Below are 16,053 nucleotides of genomic sequence, written 5' to 3'. Positions count from 1 at the left end.
CGACCTTAGGCGCCGCCGATCCCTTCCGTCACCTTGCCGGTGCCGTCGCATATCGGACAGGCCCGTCCGTCGACCTTGCCGGTGCCGTTGCAGCGGCGGCAGACATTCTCCCCGGTGCCGGGGGTGCCCGGCGCAGCCTCGTCGCCGGGATTGAGCGGTTGGTTGGGCATGGCTCTCTCCTCCCCGCCCGAACGCCCGAGCCCGCCCCCGCGGTTCCCCGCCGCTCGACAGCGCGCGGTTCAGGCGGCACTAGGCGCGATCATGGCTCCACGTTTCCAGTTCACCGTCCACGCCACCGACGGCCGCGCCCGCACCGGCGAGATCGCGATGCGGCGCGGTACGATCCGTACCCCCGCCTTCATGCCGGTCGGCACCGCCGCCACGGTCAAGGCGATGAAGCCCGCCGACGTGCGCGCGTCGGGCGCGGACATCATCCTCGGCAACACCTATCACCTGATGCTGCGCCCCGGCGCCGAGCGCGTGGCGAAGCTGGGCGGGCTGCACGGCTTCATGGGCTGGGACCGGCCGATCCTCACCGATTCCGGCGGCTACCAGGTGATGAGCCTCGCCGAGCTCACCACCCGGAGCGAGGAAGGCGTCGCCTTCAAGTCGCACCTCGACGGGACCAGGCACCTGCTCAGCCCCGAGCGGTCGATCGAAATCCAGCGGCTGCTCGGCAGCTCGATCGTGATGGCGTTCGACGAGCTCGTCCCCACCACTTCGACGCGCGACGTGCAGGCGAAGGCGATGGAGCGATCGATGCGCTGGGCGAAGCGCAGCCGCGCCGCGTTCGACGCAGGAGGCGATCATGCCGAGAACAACGCCGTGTTCGGCATCCAGCAGGGCGCGCTGGACGAGGGGCTGCGCAGGGCCTCGGCCGAGGCGCTGACCGACATCGGCTTCGACGGCTATGCGGTCGGCGGCCTCGCCGTCGGCGAGGGGCAGGAGGCGATGTTCGGCGTGCTCGACTATGCGCCCGGCCAGCTTCCCGCCGACAGGCCCCGCTACCTGATGGGCGTCGGCAAGCCCGACGACATCGTCGGCGCGGTCGAGCGCGGCATCGACATGTTCGACTGCGTGCTGCCGACCCGCAGCGGGCGCACCGGCCAGGCCTTTACCCGATCGGGCCCGATCAACATCCGCAACGCCCGCTTCGCCGAGGATCTGGGCCCGCTCGATCCCCAGTGCGCCTGCCCCGTCTGCCATGGCTGGAGCCGCGCCTATCTCCACCATCTGGTGCGTGCCGGCGAAATTCTTGGCGCGATGCTGATGACCGAGCACAACCTCTTCTTCTATCAGGCGTTGATGGCGGACCTGCGCGCGGCGATCGCAGAGACGCGCCTGGGTGCATTTGCCAATGCCTTCCGCGCGCAATATCGCGGAGGAAAGGGAGAGTGAGCGTGGCCGACAACGACGACGAACAGCAGAACGAGATCCTCGCCGCCGCCAAGGACGCCAAGGCGCGCAAGGAGCGCGCGCGGTCGGGCGACAACAAGGGCAATGCCTGGACGATCGGCGCAATCGGGCTGGGCGTCGGCATCGGATCGGCGGCGGTCGCGGCTGCGGTGCTCTACGCCGGGCGCAATCGCGGCAAGCGGCGGGACTGAGGACATCAAGCTCCTCCCCGGCACGGGGAGGGGGACCGCCGACTGAAGGTCGGTGGTGGAGGGGGCCCACCGCACCGGACTCCGCCGCCGAGGGTCCCCCTCCACCAAGCCGCTACGCGTCTTGGTCCCTCTCCCCGTGCCGGGGAGGATTTCAGAAATTACGTTAACCATCAATCGTTTCGCGGCGGGACAGGCCGAAATCGGCCCGCGCCGTGGCGTGCGCAATCGGCTATGCCGCGCGCGTGATCGAGCGATGGCTATCCGGACAAAGGGCACGCGGGACGCTGGCGGCGGTGCTGGTATCGCTCGCCGGCGCCGGCTTTTCCGCGCACGCTGGGCTGACCGGCGGCGATCAGGGCGCGATCCCGAGCGCAGCGCGGCCGGCCGGCTATGAGGCCGACGATCATTTCCCCGGCGCCGCACTGCTCTACGCGAACGAGGACGATGTGGCGGCGGCGAGCGAGACCGCCGCGCCGGTCGCCGGCGTCACCGGCACCACCGCGCTGCCCGACCTGCCAGTGCCGGCGAACGCGGTCGCCGACGCCTCGATCCGCCCGGCCGCGCCGTTCGTGCTCAAGGGCACGCCTGCCGACCAGGCGCGCGCGCTGCAATGCCTTACCACCGCCATCTACTACGAAGCGGCGAACGAGCCCGACGACGGCCAGGCGGCGGTCGCCCAGGTCGTCCTCAATCGCGTGCGCCATCCGGCGTTCCCGAACAGCGTGTGCGGCGTGGTCTATCAGGGATCGGAGCGCGCCGGCTGCCAGTTCAGCTTCGCCTGCGACGGGGCGATGGCGCGCGTGCCGATGCGTGCTGCCTGGGAGCGGGCACGGCGCGTAGCGGCACTGGCGCTCGCCGGCCGCGTCTTCGCGCCGGTCGGCCTCGCCACCCACTATCATACCTATGCGGTGCGCCCGGCGTGGCAGCGCAGCCTGGTGATGACCGGCGCGTTCGGGGCGCATTTCTTCCATCGCTGGAAGGGTTGGTGGGGCACGCCGGCCGCGTTCAGCCAGGCCTATTCCGGGTATGAGCCGGCGGCGGCTCCGCATCCAAGGACCGAGGCGGCGCCGGTCGCGTTCCCGGCGCCGGTGATCGCGGCGGTCGTGCCGACCTCGCTCCCGGCCAAATCGGCTACCGCAGCCGCGGCACCGCCCGTGCAGAGCGGCGATGTGCTGCCGCAATATGCCGCGGCCGGCAGCGACTCGCAGATTCTCGACAAATGGAAGGATTCGGGAAAGCCGCTGCGCTGACCCGCGCATGAAAAACCCCGCCGGTCGCCGGCGGGGTCCTTCGTTGCCGCAGCCGTCCGCTTACCAGCGGTGGTTGCGGTCGTGCTTCTGATAGCGGATCCGCGCCGACAGCGCGTCGAAGCGGCGGTCGAGGTCGCGGCGCTCGCCAAGGCTCAGCCCGTTGACGCGATAGCGCGCCTCGAGCCTGGTCAGCGCGCGGAAGTCGCTGCGCAGCCGGGCCGCCTCCGGCCGGGTCAGTGCGCCGGAGCGGACGCCCTGGTTGATCCGCGCCTCGAGCCGGGCCTGGCGGGCATTGATGCTCTGCCACGCCTGCGCGTTGGCGACGGTGGGAACGGCGACCGCCGCGGCAAGGCTGAAGCCGGCGACGATCCTGGTGATCCGGTTCATGATACGAACTCCTCTTTTTCGTCCGACGGATCGGACGAGCAGGGGTATCGGATGCGCCTGTCGCCGAGATGTGACGGCAATGCCGGAAATGTGTCGCAGACGATGCCAGCGCGATCGGGTTCGTTCATCTGTCCGGGAAGCGCACCACCGCATTGGCCGGCGGGAAAGCGACCGCGGCCGGCGTCCGCGGCTGCCAGCGCTCACCCGCTGCGAAGGCGGCGATCGAGGCATAGCCGCCGATCCATTGCGCATCGGCGAGGCGGTAGGGCCGCCCCTCCGCCGCCAGCGGCGCATTCGCGTCGGCGAGATGGAAGTGCAGATGCGGCCCGGTGGTCTGGCCGGTATAGCCCAGCGCGCCGATCACGTCGCCGCGCCGCACGCGCTGCCCCGACCGCACCGGCGCGCCGTGCTTCAGATGCTCGTAGAAGGCGATGCGCCCGCCGCCGATGTCGAGCGCGACGTAATTGCCCGTAGCATCTCCGATCGATGGACGCGCGAACGGACGGAGCGCGGCCGGATCGGGAACATCGTCGCGCACGGCAACCACGGTGCCGTCGGCCACCGCGAGCACCAGGGCGCCATAGCCGCGCCAATCCTGGAGCCGCGCTTCGTCGCGGCCGGCGTCATCGAGGCTGAACCAGTCGATCGCGAAGCGGCCGGGGAGACGGGCGGTGCCGTCGACGGCATAGAAGACGCGGCGATGGCCCCGCTCCATTGCCGGATCGTAGACGGCGACCCATGGACCGCCCCGCAGCGGCGGTCCGAGTTCCGGAAGCGGCGTGCGGTCCACTGTGACCGCCGGCAGATCGAGCGTCCTGGCCGCTCCGGCGGTCGTGAAGGTCAGGCGGTGCCGCAGCGTCCGCGGCGCAGCGGCTGCCGACACGTTCAAATAGAGCGTAGCTCGGGCGCCGGGAGTGATCGTCGTCACTCCTTCGCTCGGCGCCGAATCGGTCCGGCCGATCGCTGCGGCCAGAGCGTCGCCCGCGAGATCGGCGATCACGCGCTCGCCGTCGCGCACCTCGACCCGCGTGAGCGTCACCGGTGCGGCGGCGAAGCTGGTCAGCGCCAGCTCGTAGACCAGCATCGTCCGATCCCCGATCGCGACCGGCTGCGGCGCAACCGCGATGCGCGCATCGAAGCCCTGGCTCACGTCCGCGCCGCCCGCTCCGATCAGCAGCGCGAGCGGGGCGAAGCGGAGCATCCGCCGTTACGCCGCCAGCAGGCGTTCGGCCTGGGCGCGGGCCTCGTCGGTGATCTCAGCGCCGGAGAGCATCCTCGCGATTTCCTCGCGGCGCTCCGCCGGATCGAGCGGCGTGACGCCGGTGCGGGTGACGGTGCCGTCATGGCTCTTGGCGATCAGCAGGTGGCGGGCGCCGCGCGCGGCGACTTGAGGGCTGTGCGTCACCACCAGCACCTGCGCGCTTTCGGCGAGACGCGCGAGCCGCTCGCCGATCGCGCTCGCCACCGCGCCGCCGACGCCGCGATCGATCTCGTCGAAGATCAGCGTGCGCGCGCCGCCCTCCTCGGCGAGCGCGACCTTGAGCGCGAGGATGAAGCGCGACAGCTCGCCGCCGCTGGCGATGCGGACCAGCGGGCCGAACGGCGCACCGGGGTTGGTCGAGACCAGGAACTCGACGCGGTCGGCGCCGTGTGCGCCCCATTGCTCGCGCGGCAACGGCTCGACGGCGGTGCGGAAGCGCGCAGCGTCGAGCTTCAGCGGGGCGAGCTCGGTCGTCACCGCCGCATCGAGGCGCTCGGCAGCGGCGATACGGGCGGCGGAAAGGGCCTGGGACGCCTCCTCATAGACCTTCGCCTTCTCGGCCAGCGCGGCTTCGAGCGCGGCGATCCCCTGCCCGCCGCTTTCCAGCCGGGCGAGGCGTCCCGCCAGCTCCTCGGCGAGCGCGGCAAGATCGTCGGGCTGGACGCGATGCTTGCGGGCGAGCGCGCGCAGGTCGAACAGCCGCGCCTCGTCGGCTTCGAGCGCTGCCGGATCGAACGCCAGCGCCTCGGCAGCGGCATCGACCGAAGCCTGGGCAGAATCGCCCTCCGCCAACGCGCGGTCGATCGCGGTGAGCGCCTCGGCAAGCGCGGGATGAGCGTCGCCGATGCGGTCGAGGATGCGCCCGGCCTGGCGGAGACGGGCAAGCGCGCCGTCCGAATCGTCGAGCAGCGCCGCGATCGCCGCGAGCTCGCCCGCGACTTTCTCCCCCCGCTGCATCGCCGCGCGACGCTCGGCCAGCGTCGCTTCCTCGCCGGGCTCGGGCGCGAAGCTCTGGAGTTCGGCGACGGCATGTTCGAGCCATTCGCGATCGGCCTCCGCCGCGTCCTGCTCGGCGCGGGCGACGGCGAGCGCGTCCTCCGCCTCGCGCCAGGCGTGGTAGGCGACCGCGAGCGGGCCGCTGTCGCAGCGCCCGAATGCGTCGAGCAATGCGCGGTGGCCGCGCGAGTTGAGCAGGCCGCGGTCGTCGTGCTGGCCGTGGATCTCGACGAGGTGGCCGCCGAGCTCGCGCAGCAGGCCCGCCGACGCCGGCTGATCGTTGACGAAGGCGCGGCTGCCGCCGTCGGCCTTGAGGATGCGGCGGATGATGAGCGGCTCGCCCGGCTCCAGCTCGAGCCCGTTCTGCGCCATCAGCGAGGCGATCGCTCCGTCGGGCGGCAACTCGAAGGTGGCGGCAACGCTCGCCTGCTGCGCGCCGTGGCGGACCAGCCCGCTGTCAGCCCGCGCGCCCAGGGCCAGCCCCAGCGCATCGAGCAGGATCGACTTGCCCGCCCCGGTCTCTCCGGTGAGCACGCCGAGCCCCGGCGCGAAATCGAGGTCGAGCGCCTCGATCAGCACGACGTCCCTTATGGCCAGCGCGGTCAGCATCGCCCCTGCTCTGCCATGACCGCGGCCCGGGTGGAAGTCAGCGCGGGCGGCGCTTGCCCCGACCGCCGTTCTCTTCGCTCTGCGGTGTGGTCTGCTGCACGTCGGTTCCTTCCGGCGCCGCGGTGCTCGGCGGGTGCTCCTGGATCAGCTTGTAGGCGTGCTCGTACCAGTCGGTGCCGGGATAGTTGGCGCCGAGCACCGCCGCCGATTTCTGCGCCTCGTCGTGCAGGCCGAGCGCGAGATAGGTCTCGGTCAGCCGCATCAGCGCCTCCGGCGCATGGGTGGTGGCCTGATACTGGTCGATCACCGCGCGGAAGCGCATCGACGCCGCCAGCCACTGACCGCGCGCTTCGTAGAAGCGGCCGATCTCCATCTCCTTGCCGGCGAGGTGATCGCGCACCAGATCGACCTTGAGCCGCGCGTCGGCGGCGTAGCGGGTGTTGGGATAGCGGCGCATGAGCTCGCCGAGCGCGTCGAGCGCCTGCTGCGAGATCTTCTGGTCGCGCGTCACGTCATTGATCTGCTCGTAATAGCTGAGCGCGATCAGATAATAGGCATAGGGCGCGTCGCGGTTGCCCGGGTGGACCGACAGGAAGCGCTGCGCCGACTGGATCGCCTGGGTATAGTCGCGGGCGAGGTAATAGCTGAACGCGCCCATCAGCTGCGCGCGGCGCGCCCAGATCGAATAGGGATGCTGGCGCTCGACCTCGTCGAACAGCGCGGCGGCGAGCTTATAGTCGTGCCGGTCGAGCCGGTCCTTCGCCGCCGAATAGAGCGTGCCGACGTCGCGGGCGACATAGGGCAGGTCGCCACGCCCCCCTCCCCGGCGCGCGCAGCCGGCGGTGGCGATGACGCTGAGACTGACGAGCGCGAGTGCGGCGGCGCGGAACTTCGAAATACGCATGGGCCGGCTGTGTAGCCCAGCGCATGGGACGCAGCCAATCCTTTTCGTGCCGAGAGGGATCGACCGTGCAGCGAACGGTGTTATGGGCTCGAAACAACCATTCGGACATCTCGGGACATCGCACCAATGACCGCCACCCTGCTCGCCACCCACCGCGTCGAGAAGCCCTGGGGCCGCCATCACCTGTGGCCCGGATTCCCCGATCCGGCGCCGGGCGGCGAGCCGGTCGGCGAGGTGTGGTTCCAGACGCCCGGCGACGCCACGCCCGAGCTGCTGATCAAATACCTGTTCACCAGCGAGAAGCTGTCGGTGCAGGTCCATCCCGACGACGAGCAGGCGCACGCCCGCGGCCTCCCGCGCGGCAAGGACGAATGCTGGCTGATCCTCGCCGCCGAGCCCGATTCGACGATCGCGATCGGCACGCACGAGAAGGTCTCGCCCGAAGCGCTGCGCGCGGCGGCGCTCGACGGATCGATCGAGCAGCTCGTCGACTGGAAGCCGGTGAAGGCGGGCGATTTCCTCTATTCGGCCTCGGGCACGATCCATGCGATCGGCGCCGGCCTGACGCTGATCGAGGTGCAGCAGAACTCCGACACCACCTATCGTCTCTACGATTATGGCCGCCCGCGCGAGCTGCACCTCGATGACGGCGTCGCGGTGTCCCGGACCGGTCCCTATGTGCCGCACCCGATGCCCGGCCGCGTGGCAGACGACCGCACCATCCTGGTCGAGGGCCCCAAGTTCGTGCTCGAGCGCTGGCCGGCGGGACGCCGCCGCTTCACCCTGCCTGGCGACACGACCGGCTGGCTGATCCCGATCACCGGCGAAGGCGCGGTCGACGGCGTCGGCTTCAAGGCCGGCGAATGCCTGACGCTGACCGGGTCATGCGAACTGGTGGCGCAGGACGGCGCCGATCTGCTATTCGCCTATCCCGGTGAGCGGCGGATCGAGATGACAGGGGAATGAACGCCCGGTAGCTCGCCGTACATGCAACCCCCTGTATGATGCAGGCGTTCGTTTTTTCGTCTGCCTGAAGAGGAGGACACCATGCGCAGCTCCATTCTCGCCGCCGTGATCGCCGCGATCAGCTTCTCGGCGGTTCCCGCCGCGGCCGCCGCGACGACGACATCCGCTCCCACCTATCAGGACGGCGATCGGGCGCAGTTCAACCGCGACATACGCCGCGCCACGCGCGACTATAACCGCGATCGGGGCTATCGCGACCGGCGCGACCGGAACCGCGATTGGCGCCGCTATCGCAACTACGACTACAACCGGTACGAGCGCGGCCAGCGTTATTACGATCCCTCGCGCTACTATCGCGACGGCCGCTACTATCGCGAGCGCCGGCTGGGTCGCAACGACCGCATCTATTACGGCAACGACGGCCGCTATTATTGCCGCCGCGACGACGGCACCACCGGCCTGATCATCGGCGGCCTCGCCGGCGGCTTGCTCGGCAATACCATGGCGAACCGCCGCGACGCGCTGCTCGGGACGCTGATCGGCGCCGCGGCGGGCGGTGCGCTCGGCAACGCGGTCGACCGCGGCAACGTCCGCTGCCGTTAGCTTGTAGCGGCACCGGCCCGCTCCCCCACCCGGCCACCCATAAGATACTGCCGCTGGGTGGCCGGGTGGGGGAGCGGGCCGGTGCCGCGACCGTTTCAGCCTTGGCTGAAACACATCAAAGGCTCCGGGCGACCGCCGGGCCCTTTCTCGTCAGAAGATGAAGCCGCCCAGCCACAGCCGCACCACCGCCACCACCAGCACGAGCAGGTTGAAGTTGCGGCCGCTGTTGTGGCTCGACAGCACGCCGACGCCGGCGCCGATCACGGCGATCGGGATCGCGGCATAGTTGAGGATGCCGAGCAGCGGGATCAGCCCGGGGATCGCGAAGATCAGGGCGACGAGCCCGATAAGGATCGAGAGAAGGTTGAGCATGGCGGCAATCTAATGCAGTGCAGGTGTATTATCAATATAGAACAGCAGCTATCGCCAACGCTTCCTTAACCCTGTCCGGTGCAGGGAAACCGCGATGATCCGCATGTCTCTCGCCCTGCTGCTGCCGATCGCGCTTGCCGCGTGCGGGAGTGGTGCGCCGCAGGAGCAGAACGTCGACACGCTCGACCAGGAACTGGCCGAGGGCATCTCCAACAACGGCAGCGACCCGCTGCTGACCGGCGCGCTGCAGGACCAGATCATGGTCGACCCGCAGCTCGCGCAGAAATCCAACGCCGATTCGGTGCGCCCGCCGAGCCAGCCCTATGCGGCGCCGGTGCCGTCGACCGACGTCGCCGCAGGCCCCGCGCCGGCCGCCGGCGACATCATGAAGGCACCTCCGCCGATCGCCGGCGGCTGTCCCGAGTGCAAGGCCGCGGACGAATCGCTCACGCTGGGCGCGCTCGCGGCGCGGCAGAAGGGGCAGGGCCTGCCCGGCTGCATCGGCAAGCTGCGCTATGCCGCCGGCTGGGCGACCCGGCTGCCGCGGGATATCCCGCTCTACGTCAACGCCCGCGTGATCGAGGCGGCGGGGGTGCAGGATGCGCAATGCTCGCTGCGCGTGGTGAGCTTCACCGTGCCGCAGCCAATGCCGGCGATGCTCGACTGGTACTATACCCGCGCGGTGAAGGCGGGCTTCACCGCCGAGCACCAGTCGGACGGCGCGCAGCACGTCCTCGGCGGCACCCGCAATCGCGACGGCGGCGCCTATGTGCTCTACATGACCCCGCGCGAGGGCGGCGGCACCGACATCGATCTTATCGCCAACAACGGCATTTGACGCTAACGCCAGCCACAAACACGATCGTCACCCCGGACTTGTTCCGGGGTCCACCGCACCACAGACAGCAAAGCCTGCGGCTCCGTGGATGCCGGAACAAGCCCGGCATGACGAAAGGGTGACGGACGGCGGCAGGTCGGCTAGGCGTCGGAGATGAACCTGCTTCTCGTCATGCTCGGCGGCGCGGTCGGGGCCGGTGCGCGGCACCTGGTCGGACGGCTGACGCTCGCGCTGTTCGGGCCCGGCTATCCCTGGGGTACGCTGGCCGTGAACCTGATCGGCGGCCTCGCGATGGGCCTGCTCGCCGGCATCCTCGCGCGCGGGAGCTGGGGCGAGCCCGTGCGGCTGCTGCTCGGCGTCGGCATTCTCGGCGGCTTCACCACCTTCTCCGCCTTCAGCCTCGACGTGGTGACGATGATCGAGCGCGGACAGGCCACCGCGGCGATCGGCTATGTGCTGGTGTCGGTGATCGGATCGGTGCTGGCGCTGTTCGGCGGGCTCCAGATCGTCCGGGCGCTGGCATGAGCGCAGAGTCCACCAACGTCCGCCAGTTCACCGTCGGCGCCGACGACGACGGCATCCGGCTCGACCGCTGGTTCAAGCGGCATTTGCCGGAGACGAGCTTCAACCTCGTCTCGCGCTGGGCGCGCACCGGGCAGCTCCGGGTCGACGGCGCGCGCGCGACGCCGGGCGATCGCCTCGCCGAGGGCCAGACGATCCGCGTCCCGCCTGCCGAACCGGCCGTCGCCGCCGCCCGACCGAAGCGCGAGCGCCCTCCCCTCAGCGACGAGCAGATCGAGTTCGCACGCGAGATGGTGATCCATCGGGACGCACAGGCGATCGTCATCAACAAGCCGCCGGGCCTCGCGACGCAGGGCGGCACGCGCACCGAAAGCCATGTCGACGGCCTGCTCGACGCGCTCCAGTTCGACGCGGAGGGCCGGCCGAAGCTGGTCCACCGGCTCGACAAGGATACGTCGGGCGCGCTGCTGCTCGCCCGCACCGCCCGCGCCGCCGCCTTCTTCTCCAAGCATTTCTCCGGCCGGTCGGCGCGCAAGATCTACTGGGCGCTGGTGGTCGGCGTGCCGGAGATCGAGGACGGCCTGATCGACCTACCGATCGCCAAACAGCCCGGCACCGGCGGCGAGAAGATGCACGTCAGCGAGCATGAAGGGCAGCCGTCGCGCAGTCGCTACCGCGTCATCGAACAGGCGGGCAACCGCGCCGCCTGGGTCGAGCTTCAGCCGCTCACCGGACGCACGCACCAGCTGCGCGTCCACATGGCGGCGATCGGCCATCCGATCGTCGGCGACGGCAAGTACGGCGGCAAGGAGGCGTTCCTGACCGGCGGGGTCAGCCGCAAGATGCACCTCCACGCCCGCCGCATCCGCATCGACCATCCCGACGGCGGCAAGGTCGACGTGAGCGCCGAGCTGCCCGAGCATTTCGCGGAGAGCATGGCGATGCTGGGCTTCGACCTCGCCCTGGGCGACCGCCCGCTCGCCGAGGAGGCGCCGCCGCCGACCAAGGCGCAGCAGAAGGCAAAGGCCAAGGCGCACGCCAAGACGGTGCGCAAGGAGCGGCGGGGGGAACGGCGGAGCCGGGGGGCGGTGAAGCGCTAGGATCGATCGATATTCGGCCTCGCTGCCCTCTCCCCTATCAAGGGGAGAGGGATACCGCAGCTTGGCGCTTTAGTGCCTGGCGGAGGTTGGGAGAGGGGTAGAGCGAGGCGGAGCCTCGCGCGGCTTCTACGAAGCCGCCCACCCCTCTCCCAGCTCCGACTAGGCAGCAAGCTGCCAAGTCTGCGCAACCCTCTCCCCTCCATGGAGGGGAGAGGGCAGAGGCTGAATGTCGATCCGCCCAATCCAGCTCCTTCGCTCCAGCCTTCGACAAAGGCAACCGGACCCACCTCGATATCGTTTCAATTGACACCATATCTGCACGGCGTATTGGTTTCATTTGATACTATATCCGGAGGTTTTGATGACCGATCAGGCAAATCCGCTCGGGCTCGACGGCTTCGCCTTCGCCGAGTTCACCTCGCCCGATCCGACGGCGATGGGCGCGCAGCTGGAGCAGCTCGGCTTCGTTCCCGCGGCGCGCGTGCCCGAGCGCGGGCTGACGCTCTATCGTCAGGGCCGCATCGCCTTCATCCTCAATGCGGGTGAGGGTCAGGCGGCGGCATTCCGCGCGCTGCACGGCCCTTCGGCCAACGGCATGGGCTTCAACGTCGCCGACGCCGCGCGCGCCCTGGCGCTGGCGGTCGAGCGCGGCGCGACGGCGGCCGACACCAGCGACAGCGCCCTGCCCGGCGCCAGGGCGATCGAGGGCATCGGCGGGTCGCTGCTCTATCTCGTCGACGGCGATCCCTTCGCCGGCTGGGAGGAGGTCCCCGGCTGGCGCGAGGCGGCGGAGCGCAACTCGGTCGGGCTCGACCTGCTCGACCATCTGACCCACAACGTCCGCCGCGGCCAGATGCGGGTGTGGTCGGAATTCTACGCCAGGATCTTCGGCTTCGAGGAGCAGAAGTATTTCGACATCAAGGGCAAGGCGACCGGCCTGTTCAGCCAGGCGATGATCGCTCCCGACCATGCGATCCGCATCCCGCTCAACGAGAGCCAGGACGACAAGAGCCAGATCGAGGAATTCATCCGCGACTATAACGGCGAGGGCATCCAGCACCTCGCGCTCACCACCGACGACATCTACGGGACGGTCGAGAAGCTGCGCGCGCGCGGCGTGCGCCTGCAGGACACGATCGAGACCTATTACGAGCTGGTCGACAAGCGCGTGCCCGGCCACGGCGAGGACCTGGAACGGCTCAGGAAGAACCGCATCCTGATCGACGGCAATGTCGGCGACGAGGGCATATTGCTCCAGATCTTCACGGAGAACATGTTCGGCCCGATCTTCTTCGAGATCATCCAGCGCAAGGGCAACGAAGGCTTCGGCAACGGCAACTTCCAGGCGCTCTACGAGTCGATCGAGCTTGACCAGATCAGGCGCGGGGTGATCACCGTCGACGCGTGATGCAAGCTGCCGTGGCGAGGATGCGACAATGCCCGATTATATGACCGGCTTCGCCAACCATTTCGCGACCGAGGCGGCCCCCGGCGCGCTGCCGGTCGGGCGCAACTCGCCGCAGCAGGTGCCCTATGGGCTCTACACCGAGCAGCTCTCGGGCACCGCCTTCACCGCGCCGCGCGGCGAGAACCGGCGCAGCTGGCTCTACCGGCTGCGCCCGACCGCCAACCACCCGGCCTATCGGCCGTACGAGCGGCCATCGCTGATCCGCTCGGGCCCGTTCGACGAGCTGCCGCCCTCCCCCAACCGCCTGCGCTGGGACCCGCTGCCGCTGCCGGCCGAGCCGACCGACTTCGTCGACGGGCTCGTCACCTATTGCGGCAACGGCGACGTCGCAGCCGGAGCGGGCGTCGGGGTCCATCTCTACGCCTGCAACCGGTCGATGGCCGGCCGCGCCTTCTACGACGCCGACGGCGAGCTGCTGATCGTGCCGCAGCAGGGCGCGCTGCGGCTGGTCACCGAGATGGGCGTGCTCACGGTCGAGCCGCAGCAGGTGGCGCTGATCCCGCGCGGGCTGCGCTTCCGCGTCGAGCTGCTCGCGGATGCGGCGCGCGGCTACATCTGCGAGAATTACGGCGCGCTGTTCCGCCTGCCGGACCTGGGGCCGATCGGCTCGAATGGCCTCGCCAATCCACGCGATTTCGAGACGCCGGCCGCCTGGTTCGAGGATTCGGACGAGCCGCATGAGATCGTGCAGAAGTTCCAGGGCGGCCTGTGGACGACGACGCTCGACCATTCGCCGTTCGACGTCGTCGCCTGGCACGGCAATCTCGCGCCCTGCCGCTACGACCTTCGCCGCTTCAACACGATCAACACGGTGAGCTTCGACCATCCCGACCCATCGATCTTCACCGTGCTGACCAGCCCGAGCGACACCCCCGGCACCGCCAATTGCGACTTCGTGATCTTCCCGCCGCGCTGGATGGTGGCGGAGGAGACGTTCCGCCCGCCTTGGTTCCACCGCAACGTGATGAGCGAGTTCATGGGCCTGATCCACGGCGCCTATGACGCCAAGGCCGGCGGCTTCGCGCCCGGCGGCGCCTCGCTCCACAACCAGATGGCGGGGCACGGCCCGGACCAGGCGAGCTACGAAGGCGCGGTCAAGGCGGAGCTCAAGCCCCACAAGATCGACAACACCATGGCCTTCATGTTCGAGAGCCGCTTCGTGTTCCGCCCCACCCGCTTCGCCGCCGAGACCCCGCTCGCCCAGCTCGACTACGACGATTGCTGGACGGGCTTCCGCAAGGCCGAGGTGAAGCGCGGAGCGTGAGCGCCGACGACCGCGTCTATGCAACCCCGGCCGGGGTGCGGCTGGGGCCGCTGGAGCTGATCGGCCCGGGCACGGCGCGCAGCTTCGTGATCCAGCTCCGCGCCGGCCGCTTCCACGGCTTCGTCGTGCGGCACGGCGACGATGTCCACGGCTATGTCGACCGCTGCCCGCACATGGGCCTGCCGCTCGCACAAACGCTCGACGACTATCTCGCGCCTTCGGGTGATCTCATCGCCTGCAGCTGGCACTCGGCGTTGTTCGAGATCGCTACCGGCCGCTGCGTCGGCGGCCCCTGCCACGGCGCGAGCCTTACGCCTTGGCCGGTCAGGGTGGAGGACGGCTTCATCGTCACGGCCGGGGCGGAGTGAGATGCTGGTACGGGTGGTCGGACTCGAACCGACAAGTTGTTGCCAACGGCGGATTTTGAGTCCGCTGCGTCTACCAATTCCGCCACACCCGCAGATCGTTCGGCACATGGCCGAGGATCGACGTGGCGCAGGCTATAGGTGGGTCATCGGCGGATTTCCAGACGCCAGCGACTAAGCCGCTGCATGTTCATAGCGGGACAGGCTGTCCGCCTTCATCTCGATCGAGAAGCCCGGTGCCTCCGGCGGCAGATAGGCGCCGTTCCTCACCACACACGGGTCGACGAAATGCTCGTGAAGATGGTCGACATATTCGGCGACGCGGCCCTCCCTGGTTCCGGCGAAGCTCAGATAATCGATCATCGACAGGTGCTGCACATATTCGCACAACCCCACCCCGCCCGCGTGCGGGCAGACGGGCAGGTCGTACTTCGCCGCCATCAGCAGCACCGCCAGCACCTCGTTGACGCCGCCCAGCCGGCAGGCGTCGATCTGCACCACGTCGATCGCGCTGCGCATGATGAACTGCTTGAACATGATGCGGTTCTGGCACATCTCGCCGGTCGCGACCTTGACCGGCGCGACCGCCTCGCGGATGCGGCGGTGCCCCTCCACGTCGTCGGGACTGGTCGGCTCCTCGATGAACCAGGGCTCGGCGAAGGCGAGCGCGCGGACATGGTCGATGGCCGCGTCCACCTCCCACACCTGGTTGGCGTCGATCATCAGGGTGCGGTCAGGCCCCAGCACCTCGCGCGCGATGCCGACGCGGCGGATGTCGTCGGCCACGTCCCTCCCGACCTTGAGCTTGATGTGGCGAAAACCCTCGTCGATCGCCTCGCGGCAGAGCTGCTCGAGCTTCGCATCCGAATAGCCGAGCCAGCCGGGCGACGTGGTGTAGCAGGGATATCCCTCGGCAAGCAGGCGCGCGACACGCTCCACCTTGCCCTCAGCGCGCCGCTCGAGCAGCGCCAGCGCCTCTTGCGGAGTGATGCAGTCGGTGATGTAGCGGAAGTCGATCAGCCGAATGAGCTCGGCGGGCGACATCTCCCCCACCAGCCGCCAGAGCGGCTTGCCCTCGGCCTTGGCCCACAGGTCCCAGACGGCATTGACGACCGCACCGGTGGCGAGATGGATCACGCCCTTCTCCGGCCCGATCCAGCGCAGCTGGCTGTCGCCCGTGATATGACGCCAGAAGCGGCCAGCATCCTCGCGGATCCAGCCGAGGTCGAGGCCCTCGACCAGCGGCGCAAGGGCCTGGATCGCTGCGCAGCAGATGTCGTTGCCGCGGCCGATGGTGAAGGTAAGTCCGTGCCCCGCCAGCCCCGGCTGATCGGTCTCAAGGATGCAATAGGCGGCCGAATAGTCAGGATCGGCATTCATCGCATCCGATCCGTCGAGCTGCTGGGAGGTCGGAAAGCGGATGTCGAGCACCCGCAGCTTGGTGATCCGCATCAGGTGCGCTCCGGCCAAAACTATTCGCTTATGATTCAGATTTTCATATTTGCGAGTAGCTGCCTAGGCAAGCATGAATATGGATCACG

General features: G+C 69.4%; 18 protein-coding genes and 1 tRNA gene. 11 read left to right on the top strand and 8 right to left on the bottom strand.

Annotated elements, in window-relative coordinates:
• Window positions 1-5: 5 nt before the first annotated feature.
• Entirely contained in the window at window positions 6-170 is a 165-nt protein-coding gene (locus tag LZK98_RS06950; protein WP_233785671.1) for a hypothetical protein, read from the bottom strand.
• 91 nt (window positions 171-261) lie between these two features.
• Between LZK98_RS06950 and tgt the strand changes: the two genes are divergently transcribed.
• The 3 genes from tgt (at window position 262) to LZK98_RS06935 (ending at window position 2,857) form a co-directional block, all read left to right on the top strand.
• Window positions 262-1,398 carry a tRNA guanosine(34) transglycosylase Tgt gene (tgt, locus tag LZK98_RS06945; protein ID WP_233785670.1) on the top strand — a complete coding sequence of 379 codons (1,137 nt, stop codon included), beginning with the start codon at window positions 262-264 and terminating at the stop codon, window positions 1,396-1,398.
• Between the two features lie 2 nt (window positions 1,399-1,400).
• Window positions 1,401-1,607 (top strand): hypothetical protein, encoded by a 207-nt coding sequence (locus LZK98_RS06940; RefSeq protein ID WP_233785669.1) that lies wholly within the window; start codon window positions 1,401-1,403, stop codon window positions 1,605-1,607.
• Between the two features lie 212 nt (window positions 1,608-1,819).
• Window positions 1,820-2,857: a cell wall hydrolase gene (locus LZK98_RS06935; protein WP_406693983.1), complete on the top strand. Its 1,038-nt coding sequence runs from the start codon at window positions 1,820-1,822 to the stop codon at window positions 2,855-2,857.
• Between the two features lie 60 nt (window positions 2,858-2,917).
• Here LZK98_RS06935 and LZK98_RS06930 read toward each other — a convergent pair whose 3' ends face one another.
• From LZK98_RS06930 to LZK98_RS06915, 4 genes are all read right to left on the bottom strand, one after another.
• Window positions 2,918-3,244 carry a hypothetical protein gene (locus tag LZK98_RS06930; protein WP_233785668.1) on the bottom strand — a complete coding sequence of 109 codons (327 nt, stop codon included), beginning with the start codon at window positions 3,242-3,244 and terminating at the stop codon, window positions 2,918-2,920.
• Between the two features lie 124 nt (window positions 3,245-3,368).
• A complete protein-coding gene (locus tag LZK98_RS06925) occupies window positions 3,369-4,445 on the bottom strand; it encodes a M23 family metallopeptidase (protein ID WP_233785667.1) in 1,077 nt (358 codons plus the stop codon).
• Window positions 4,446-4,451: 6 nt separating this feature from the next.
• On the bottom strand, window positions 4,452-6,110 hold the full coding sequence (recN, locus tag LZK98_RS06920) for a DNA repair protein RecN (RefSeq protein WP_233785666.1): 1,659 nt from the start codon (window positions 6,108-6,110) through the stop codon (window positions 4,452-4,454).
• Between the two features lie 37 nt (window positions 6,111-6,147).
• Window positions 6,148-7,014, bottom strand: coding sequence for an outer membrane protein assembly factor BamD (locus tag LZK98_RS06915; RefSeq protein WP_233785665.1), 867 nt, complete (start codon window positions 7,012-7,014; stop codon window positions 6,148-6,150).
• Between the two features lie 126 nt (window positions 7,015-7,140).
• On the opposite strand from LZK98_RS06915, the gene LZK98_RS06910 reads away from it, so the two are divergent.
• On the top strand, window positions 7,141-7,980 hold the full coding sequence (locus LZK98_RS06910; RefSeq protein WP_233785664.1) for a class I mannose-6-phosphate isomerase: 840 nt from the start codon (window positions 7,141-7,143) through the stop codon (window positions 7,978-7,980).
• A gap of 81 nt (window positions 7,981-8,061) precedes the next feature.
• Complete coding sequence (locus LZK98_RS06905; protein WP_233785663.1) at window positions 8,062-8,583, top strand: glycine zipper 2TM domain-containing protein; 522 nt, start codon at window positions 8,062-8,064, stop codon at window positions 8,581-8,583.
• A gap of 150 nt (window positions 8,584-8,733) precedes the next feature.
• Here the strand turns inward: LZK98_RS06905 and LZK98_RS06900 are convergent, their stop codons facing one another.
• A complete protein-coding gene (locus LZK98_RS06900) occupies window positions 8,734-8,955 on the bottom strand; it encodes a hypothetical protein (protein WP_233785662.1) in 222 nt (73 codons plus the stop codon).
• Window positions 8,956-9,049: 94 nt separating this feature from the next.
• On the opposite strand from LZK98_RS06900, the gene LZK98_RS06895 reads away from it, so the two are divergent.
• From LZK98_RS06895 to LZK98_RS06870, 6 genes are all read left to right on the top strand, one after another.
• Window positions 9,050-9,793, top strand: coding sequence for a hypothetical protein (locus LZK98_RS06895; RefSeq protein ID WP_233785661.1), 744 nt, complete (start codon window positions 9,050-9,052; stop codon window positions 9,791-9,793).
• A 153-nt stretch (window positions 9,794-9,946) separates the two neighbouring features.
• Window positions 9,947-10,318, top strand: coding sequence for a fluoride efflux transporter CrcB (gene crcB, locus LZK98_RS06890; protein WP_233785660.1), 372 nt, complete (start codon window positions 9,947-9,949; stop codon window positions 10,316-10,318).
• On the top strand, window positions 10,315-11,415 hold the full coding sequence (locus tag LZK98_RS06885; protein ID WP_233785659.1) for an RluA family pseudouridine synthase: 1,101 nt from the start codon (window positions 10,315-10,317) through the stop codon (window positions 11,413-11,415). Before crcB ends, LZK98_RS06885 begins: the two co-directional genes overlap by 4 nt.
• A 361-nt stretch (window positions 11,416-11,776) precedes the next feature.
• Complete coding sequence (gene hppD / locus LZK98_RS06880; protein WP_233785658.1) at window positions 11,777-12,823, top strand: 4-hydroxyphenylpyruvate dioxygenase; 1,047 nt, start codon at window positions 11,777-11,779, stop codon at window positions 12,821-12,823.
• Window positions 12,824-12,863: 40 nt separating this feature from the next.
• On the top strand, window positions 12,864-14,147 hold the full coding sequence (gene hmgA / locus LZK98_RS06875) for a homogentisate 1,2-dioxygenase (protein WP_233786520.1): 1,284 nt from the start codon (window positions 12,864-12,866) through the stop codon (window positions 14,145-14,147).
• Window positions 14,144-14,515: a Rieske (2Fe-2S) protein gene (locus tag LZK98_RS06870; protein WP_233785657.1), complete on the top strand. Its 372-nt coding sequence runs from the start codon at window positions 14,144-14,146 to the stop codon at window positions 14,513-14,515. Before hmgA ends, LZK98_RS06870 begins: the two co-directional genes overlap by 4 nt.
• Before the next feature lie 5 nt (window positions 14,516-14,520).
• Here the strand turns inward: LZK98_RS06870 and LZK98_RS06865 are convergent.
• A tRNA-Leu gene (locus LZK98_RS06865) sits at window positions 14,521-14,607 on the bottom strand.
• A 79-nt stretch (window positions 14,608-14,686) separates the two neighbouring features.
• Window positions 14,687-15,964: an L-fuconate dehydratase gene (locus LZK98_RS06860; RefSeq protein WP_233785656.1), complete on the bottom strand. Its 1,278-nt coding sequence runs from the start codon at window positions 15,962-15,964 to the stop codon at window positions 14,687-14,689.
• Between the last annotated feature and the right edge of the window lie 89 nt (window positions 15,965-16,053).

The sequence above is a fragment of the Sphingomonas cannabina genome (assembly GCF_021391395.1).
In the GTDB taxonomy this organism is placed as follows: Bacteria; Pseudomonadota; Alphaproteobacteria; order Sphingomonadales; family Sphingomonadaceae; genus Sphingomonas; species Sphingomonas cannabina.
The sequence above is the reverse complement of the archived record's forward strand: the minus strand, read 5'-3'. Positions and strand labels throughout refer to the sequence as shown.

Coding starts and splice junctions, on each gene's coding strand:
- LZK98_RS06900 (WP_233785662.1), bottom strand. CDS start 8,955: ATGCTCAACCTTCTCTCGATCCTTATCGGGCTCGTCGCCCTGATCTTC.
- hppD (WP_233785658.1), top strand. CDS start 11,777: ATGACCGATCAGGCAAATCCGCTCGGGCTCGACGGCTTCGCCTTCGCC.
- recN (WP_233785666.1), bottom strand. CDS start 6,110: ATGCTGACCGCGCTGGCCATAAGGGACGTCGTGCTGATCGAGGCGCTC.
- LZK98_RS06925 (WP_233785667.1), bottom strand. CDS start 4,445: ATGCTCCGCTTCGCCCCGCTCGCGCTGCTGATCGGAGCGGGCGGCGCG.
- tgt (WP_233785670.1), top strand. CDS start 262: ATGGCTCCACGTTTCCAGTTCACCGTCCACGCCACCGACGGCCGCGCC.
- crcB (WP_233785660.1), top strand. CDS start 9,947: ATGAACCTGCTTCTCGTCATGCTCGGCGGCGCGGTCGGGGCCGGTGCG.
- LZK98_RS06915 (WP_233785665.1), bottom strand. CDS start 7,014: ATGCGTATTTCGAAGTTCCGCGCCGCCGCACTCGCGCTCGTCAGTCTC.
- LZK98_RS06885 (WP_233785659.1), top strand. CDS start 10,315: ATGAGCGCAGAGTCCACCAACGTCCGCCAGTTCACCGTCGGCGCCGAC.
- hmgA (WP_233786520.1), top strand. CDS start 12,864: ATGACCGGCTTCGCCAACCATTTCGCGACCGAGGCGGCCCCCGGCGCG.
- LZK98_RS06905 (WP_233785663.1), top strand. CDS start 8,062: ATGCGCAGCTCCATTCTCGCCGCCGTGATCGCCGCGATCAGCTTCTCG.
- LZK98_RS06930 (WP_233785668.1), bottom strand. CDS start 3,244: ATGAACCGGATCACCAGGATCGTCGCCGGCTTCAGCCTTGCCGCGGCG.
- LZK98_RS06950 (WP_233785671.1), bottom strand. CDS start 170: ATGCCCAACCAACCGCTCAATCCCGGCGACGAGGCTGCGCCGGGCACC.
- LZK98_RS06895 (WP_233785661.1), top strand. CDS start 9,050: ATGATCCGCATGTCTCTCGCCCTGCTGCTGCCGATCGCGCTTGCCGCG.
- LZK98_RS06910 (WP_233785664.1), top strand. CDS start 7,141: ATGACCGCCACCCTGCTCGCCACCCACCGCGTCGAGAAGCCCTGGGGC.
- LZK98_RS06860 (WP_233785656.1), bottom strand. CDS start 15,964: ATGCGGATCACCAAGCTGCGGGTGCTCGACATCCGCTTTCCGACCTCC.